Source organism: uncultured Blautia sp., assembly GCF_902497045.1.
GTDB lineage: Bacteria > Bacillota > Clostridia > Lachnospirales > Lachnospiraceae > Blautia_A.
In genome coordinates this window covers 1-6,924 of the sequence record NZ_CABVDF010000151.1, presented here as the reverse complement: position 1 = coordinate 6,924, position 6,924 = coordinate 1, and the positions used below count along the sequence as shown (strand labels likewise).

Sequence of the window (6,924 nt, the reverse complement as noted above, 5' to 3'; positions counted from 1 at the left end):
TTTACGTGTTGCATGATAACACCGGACAAACCTTTTTGTCAATTCCTTTTTTGTATTTTTATAAGTACAATATTTTGCCTGTATCCAAATCCACGAAAGATACTGCAAATTGTGATTGACAATCATTTCTAATCGTTGTATAAATATGCATATGAGCAAAGGCGTTCATTTAAGAAGCAGAAATTCTCTGCTTTTAAGATGGGCGCCTTTATTTTTATATGATAAAAGGAAAGGACGGTAAAGGAAAATGAAAATAGAAGGTCAGGTACGGATTCCTTCAGGATGCGCCATTGCAGCTATGATTTCCAAAGCAGGAAACAGAGTGTCCGGGGAAACCATTACTAATGCAATGAAACCCATGCATGACCGGTCCAATGGTCTTGGAGGCGGCTTTGCCGGTTATGGGATTTATCCGGAATATAAAGAATTTTATGCGTTCCATATGTTTTTTGACAGCCGGGCTGCCCGAAAAGAATGTGAGGTGTTCTTAAAGGAACGGTTTGAAATCGTACAGTCGGAAATCATCCCTACCAGAAAAATACCTGAGATTACAGATGAACCCATTATCTGGAGATACTTTGTGGCTCCTTTAAAATCCCTTCTGACATCCATGCAGCTGGATGAAAAGGAATACGTGGTACATACTGTGATGAAGATCAACACGGAAATGCCGGGTGCTTATGTTTTTTCCAGCGGAAAAAATATGGGCACCTTCAAAGCAGTCGGATATCCGGAAGACATCGGTGTTTTCTATAAATTAGACGAATACCAGGGATATTCCTGGACTGCCCACGGACGTTATCCTACCAATACCCCCGGCTGGTGGGGAGGAGCACACCCCTTTACTCTTCTGGATTCTTCAGTTGTACATAACGGAGAAATTTCTTCCTATGATGCCAACCGCCGGTCTATGGAAATGTTTGGATATAAATGTACCCTTCAGACGGATACGGAAGTCATTACCTATATTTTAGACTATCTGCTCCGCAGGCAGGGGCTTACTCTTGGAGAGGCTGCCAGCGTAATTGCCGCCCCGTTTTGGAGCACCATCGCATCAAAAACAGATCTGGCAGACCAGAAAAAGCACACTTACTTACGAACTCTGTTTCCAAGCCTTCTGATTACCGGACCTTTCTCTATTGTTTTCGGTTTTAACGGGGGGCTTATGGCGCTTAATGACCGCCTGAAGCTCCGCTCTATGGTCGTAGGAGAAAAAGAAGATATGGTTTATATCGCCAGTGAAGAAACAGCCATCCGTGCCATGGAGCCGGATGCCGGAAATATCTGGGCTCCCGCTGGCGGCGAGCCGGTTATCGTAACAGTAAAGGAAGGTGTGTTATTATGAGTATTGAATTTATCTACCCTGAATTTGAAGTGATCCGGAATAACAGCCGCTGCATTTCCTGCCGCATCTGCCAACAGCAATGTGCAAATGGCGTGCATTCCTATAATAGCAAAACTAAACAGATGGAATGTGACGAAAGCAAATGTGTAAACTGTCAGCGCTGTGTTTCCTTTTGCCCTTCCAGAGCTTTAAAAATAGTAAAAAGCAACTGTACTTTCCGTGAAAATGCCAACTGGTCAGAAACTACTATGAAAGAGATTTACAAACAGGCAAACAGCGGCGGAGTTCTGCTTTCTTCTATGGGAAACCCAAATCCTCTTCCTGTTTATTGGGACCGTATTTTAATCAATGCTTCCCAGGTAACCAATCCTCCTATCGACCCTCTTCGTGAGCCTATGGAGACCAGGGTTTATCTTGGGAAAAAACCAGATCATGTACACCGGATGGCAGACGGCACCTTAGACTGTGACCTTCCCCCTCAGCTGGAGCTCTCTATGCCTGTCATGTTCTCTGCCATGAGCTATGGCTCCATCAGTTATAATGCGCACAAATCCCTGGCGCTTGCAGCAACGGAGCTTGGAATTCTTTATAATACAGGAGAAGGGGGACTCCATGAGGATTTTTATTGTTATGGCAAAAATACTATTGTACAGGTGGCATCCGGACGCTTTGGTGTCCATGAGGAATATTTAAAAGCCGGAGCCGGCATTGAAATCAAAATGGGGCAGGGAGCTAAACCAGGAATCGGAGGACATCTTCCCGGAACAAAAATTGTAGGGGACGTATCCCGCACCAGGATGATCCCGGAAAACTCTGATGCCATCTCTCCTGCCCCTCACCATGATATATATTCCATTGAGGATCTGCGGCAGCTGGTGTATTCTCTAAAGGAAGCCACAGAATATAAAAAACCAATTATCGTAAAAGTAGCCGCTGTCCATAATATAGCAGCTATTGCCAGCGGAATCGCCAGAAGCGGTGCCGATATTATTGTTATTGACGGCTTCCGGGGAGGCACCGGTGCTGCCCCTACCAGAATACGTGACAATGTGGGAATACCTGTGGAACTTGCTTTGGCAGCAGTGGATCAGCGGCTTCGTGATGAAGGAATCCGCAACCATGTTTCTCTCGTGGTGGGAGGAAGCATACGAAGTGCTTCTGATGTAGTAAAAGCCATTGCCCTTGGTGCAGATGCCTGTTATATTGCAACAGCCGCACTGCTGGCTTTGGGATGCCATCTCTGCCGTACCTGTCAGAGCGGCAACTGTAACTGGGGTATTGCCACACAGCGTCCCAAACTTGTCAAGAGACTGAATCCGGAAACAGGAAGCCGACGGCTTGTAAATCTGATGACTGCATGGAAACACGAGATCAAAGAACTCATGGGCGGCATGGGAATCAACTCTATTGAAGCCCTCCGGGGCAATCGCCTTATGCTCCGCGGAATCGGACTAAATGAAAAAGAACTGGAAATCCTCGGTATTTCCCATGCCGGAGAATAAAAACCATACCATTTTATTAAGGAGATGTGTTATACTATGAAAGTAATAGATGCTGCTGCTCTGGATTATAAAACTTTAAATGAATTCCTGCGGCAACCGGAACACGATTATGTAATCAATGGCTGCTGCGGGCAGCGCTTCATCGGAGCCGGAATGTCTGACCGGAATATTACCATCAATGGAATTTCCGGAAATGCCCTTGGCGCCTACTTAAATGATGCCAGCATTACCGTAAATGCCAATGCGCAGGATGCTGTAGGCGATACTATGAATGCAGGAAAAATCCTGATTCACGGCAGTATCGGTGACGCGGCAGGATATGCCATGAGAGGCGGCAGGATATATGTCCGCGACCATGCAGGCTACCGGGCAGGAATTCATATGAAAGCATACAAGGACAAGATTCCTGTAATGATCATCGGCGGATGTGCCGGCAGTTTTCTGGGAGAATACCAGGCCGGAGGCATACTTGTAGTTTTGGGTCTGCAGACGGCCCATCGTCCAATCGTCGGTAATTTCCCCTGCACAGGCATGCACGGCGGAAAGCTGTTCCTGCGAGGGGACTGCAGGAATCTGAAATTTCCTCCTCAGGTTACGGCAGACATTGCGTCTTTGGAAGACATGAAGGAAATCATGGAGAATCTGAAAGAATATTGCAATGATTTCCAATACGACCTGGAAACCATTCTTTCCTCTCCGTTTACCCTGGTCACACCGGACAGCAAAAATCCATATAAACAGATGTATGTAGCAAATTAACGAGAAAGAGGTTGCAATATGAAATATTCCCAACAAGAAATTATACAGTATGTCCAGGAAGAAGATGTTAAGTTTATCCGTTTAGCCTTCTGTGATGTTTTCGGAAAACAGAAAAATATATCCATCATGCCTGGCGAACTTCCAAGAGCTTTTGCTTACGGTATCGCTATTGATGCATCCGCCATTGATGGTTTTGGGGATGAGACTCGTTCGGACCTGTTTCTCCACCCGGAACCGGACACCCTGATGCCTCTGCCCTGGAGACCAGAAGAAGGCAGTGTAGTCCGTATGTTCTGCCATATCACTTATCCAGACGGAACCCCTTTTGAATATGATTCACGTATGATCTTAAAAAAGGCCGTTAAAGCAGCCTCTGAAGAAGGATTGCAATTTTTTTTCGGTACAGAACAGGAATTCTATCTTTTCCGCTTAGACGACCTTGGTGAACCTACCAGAATTCCGTACGACCATGCAGGATATATGGATATAGCCCCGGAAGACAAAGGAGAAAATATCCGAAGAGAAATTTGCCTGACACTGGAACAGATGGGAATCCGTCCGGAAAGCTCCCACCACGAACAAGGACCCGGACAAAATGAAATCGATTTCCGTTACTCTGACCCTTTAACGGCAGCGGACAATGCCTTAACTTTCCAAACTGTGGTAAAAGCCATTGCACTGAGAAACGGACTCTACGCCGATTTCAGTCCTAAACCGCTTCACGATCAGCCTGGAAACGGATTTCATATCAATATTTCCGTTAAGTCTGCTTATGAAGTGAATCATATGGATGCTATGATTGCCGGACTTCTGGATAAAATTTCAGAGATGACCCTTTTTTTGAATCCGCTTGAAAATTCTTATAAACGTTTTGGACAAAATAAAGCTCCTCTTTATATCTCCTGGTCAAAGGAGAATCGCTCCCAGCTTGTCCGTGTTCCCGCAGCGCTGGGCGAATATCAGCGTGTAGAGCTTCGTTCTCCAGATCCATCTACGAACACATATTTGGCATTTTCTTTGATAATTTATGCAGTTCTTGATGGAATACATAATAAGACAGAGCTTCCGGCTCCTGCCGATATTAATCTGTATCGGGCAGACAAAAATACACTGGCAAACTTTAAACAGCTTCCGGGAGATTTCAAAGCTGCCTGTTTGGCTGCTTCAAGCAGTTCTTTTATTAAGAAACATATACCAGAAAGTATCTTAAGCATTTATTGCAGACAATAATTTAACAGGATCTAAAGGAAGGAGGAAACAAAATGAGTCTAAAAGAGCGTGCATATAGTATTCTCATTGTGTCTTCAACAGACCATTTTTCCTCTGCCTTTATTGGTTCTATACCTGAAGTCCGATATCATCCTGTCCATACTGCCGCAAGCATCAGTGCAGCGAAACGGATCTTAAAAGAAAAGGCTTTCGACTTTGTTATTATTAATTCGCCTCTGTGTGATGATACTGGTACTAGTTTTGCAATTGATCTCTGTTCCTCCAGACAAATTGCCGTTCTGCTTTTAGTGAAACGGGATATTTACACTGACATCCATGATAAAGTCGCTGAATATGGTGTATTTACACTTTCCAAACCTACCTCTAAATCTCTTCTTCTCCAAGCGCTGAACTGGATGGAAAGCTCCCGTGAGCGCTTAAGACGGTTTGAAAAGAAATCCTTATCCATCGAAGAAAAAATGGCTGAAATCCGTCTGGTAAACAGGGCAAAATGGTTTTTGATCAGCGAACTCTCCATGAGTGAGCCGGAAGCACACCGGTATATAGAAAAGCAGGCAATGGATCGCTGTATTGCCAAGAGATCCATTGCCGAAGAAATTATTAAAACCTATAGCTGACTTTACATATTTCTTTTGCCTATTCTGAATCCGTATGCTGCTTTTCGTTATACTTCTGACAGAAATAAAATAACTCTGTCAAGGCCGACTCACATACAGCCGTTCTGTTTTCTCACATACACTAGAGGAGGTTTATCCATGGATAACAGAAAAGATGTTTTCATTGTCATTGCAGCAACTATGTGCTTCGGAGTTTTTTCCAAAGTGACTGTCCGTGTTCCCTACATGGCATGGGGATATTTCGATCAGTACTTCCTGCTGTCTCTGCTGTGGTGGTTCCTTTACACCGGCGCTCTTTACGTGGCAGTCCGGGAATATGCTCAAAATATTGACAGTTATTCCAGGGTCTTTGGTCAGGCAGCCATTTTGGGCGCAGCTGCCACGTTATTAAAAACAGGAATCGACGCTGTCACAGAAATGTTTGTCCGCCAAAGCGGAAACACCATAATTTCTATATTTGTTATGGAAGTGGTTCTGCTGCTTTTCGGATGCGCGGTAATGATATTTTTGTTTTATTTTGCCGCAAAACAGAGAATCTCCTCCTGGAAGCCTTCCTTAAATCTTTATGCAGGAATTATAGGCGGTACTCTTGCTCTTTATGTCGGAATGATCTTTTATTATCTTTTTAAACTGGATTGGGCGTTAGAAAAATATTCCGGCGCAGTAGCCGAGGTTGGCGAAGAACAGGCCAGACTGAATCTCTCTACTATATTTGCCCGTGAATCTGCCGGTATTGGAATGGTGGTGTATGTAATCATTTTCATTACCATGTGGCTGGCCCTTCGTAAAAATTCAGAAAAAAACAGTACCTATTGACACAAAAATACAACCGCCAACTTTTTTGTTCAGAAGTTGGCGGTTATTGACTGTTCTTACAGTCCTCGTTCTCCCATTATAACCACAAAGGCAAAAAATGATTCAGTCTGCGTGATCCTCCTGGATACTTTCCATAAATCCGGATGGATTTCCTTCCCTTGCCTTTCTGATATTTTCACGAAGGTATCTTCTGGTTGCATCGTCGCAGCGATCCTCTCCCATATAAGGCATATCAAAAGCGGTCTCCAGTTTTTTCAACGCCTCCTCTGCCTGTTCCGGCTCTGTCTGATACGTATCCAGCCATTCTTTTATCCATGTATATTCCCATAAAAGGGAAGCTCTTGTATCTCCATAACCTGTCTGAAAAGATGCGCCTGTATCTTCACCTTCCAGTTTTTCCGGAAGTTCCGTACCTTCCGGCCAGTCCAGCTTTTCAATACTTTCCAGATATTCTTTTTCAATGTGTGCAAAATCTGTAAATCCTCTATCCTTAGAATCCGCATGTACGCATCCTGCTGCCGCCAGACCAAGAAGCATTGCAAAACCTATAAGAACCGGTTTTAATTTTTTTGTTTTTTTCATGATCGTACCCTCCTAAAAAAAGTCTTTTGCTTTGATATGGTTATTGTATCAAAACAAAAGTCTTTTTTTCGTT

General features: G+C 44.1%; 7 protein-coding genes. 6 read left to right on the top strand and 1 reads right to left on the bottom strand.

Annotated features, from left to right (window positions below):
* The first annotated feature begins 247 nt into the window (after window positions 1-247).
* From RDS42_RS10605 to RDS42_RS10580, 6 genes are all read left to right on the top strand, one after another.
* Window positions 248-1,345: a hypothetical protein gene (locus tag RDS42_RS10605; protein WP_308783647.1), complete on the top strand. Its 1,098-nt coding sequence runs from the start codon at window positions 248-250 to the stop codon at window positions 1,343-1,345.
* A complete protein-coding gene (locus RDS42_RS10600) occupies window positions 1,342-2,847 on the top strand; it encodes a glutamate synthase-related protein (RefSeq protein WP_308783646.1) in 1,506 nt (501 codons plus the stop codon). The genes RDS42_RS10605 and RDS42_RS10600 overlap by 4 nt, the downstream gene beginning before the upstream one ends.
* A 36-nt stretch (window positions 2,848-2,883) precedes the next feature.
* On the top strand, window positions 2,884-3,606 hold the full coding sequence (locus RDS42_RS10595) for a glutamate synthase (protein WP_308783645.1): 723 nt from the start codon (window positions 2,884-2,886) through the stop codon (window positions 3,604-3,606).
* An 18-nt stretch (window positions 3,607-3,624) separates the two neighbouring features.
* Entirely contained in the window at window positions 3,625-4,836 is a 1,212-nt protein-coding gene (locus tag RDS42_RS10590; RefSeq protein WP_308783644.1) for a glutamine synthetase family protein, read from the top strand.
* Window positions 4,837-4,868: 32 nt separating this feature from the next.
* Entirely contained in the window at window positions 4,869-5,453 is a 585-nt protein-coding gene (locus tag RDS42_RS10585) for an ANTAR domain-containing protein (RefSeq protein WP_308783643.1), read from the top strand.
* Between the two features lie 138 nt (window positions 5,454-5,591).
* Window positions 5,592-6,269 carry a hypothetical protein gene (locus tag RDS42_RS10580; RefSeq protein WP_308783642.1) on the top strand — a complete coding sequence of 226 codons (678 nt, stop codon included), beginning with the start codon at window positions 5,592-5,594 and terminating at the stop codon, window positions 6,267-6,269.
* Window positions 6,270-6,371: 102 nt separating this feature from the next.
* On the opposite strand, the gene RDS42_RS10575 is transcribed toward RDS42_RS10580, so the two are convergent.
* Entirely contained in the window at window positions 6,372-6,851 is a 480-nt protein-coding gene (locus tag RDS42_RS10575; protein ID WP_308783641.1) for a hypothetical protein, read from the bottom strand.
* Window positions 6,852-6,924 lie beyond the last annotated feature (73 nt).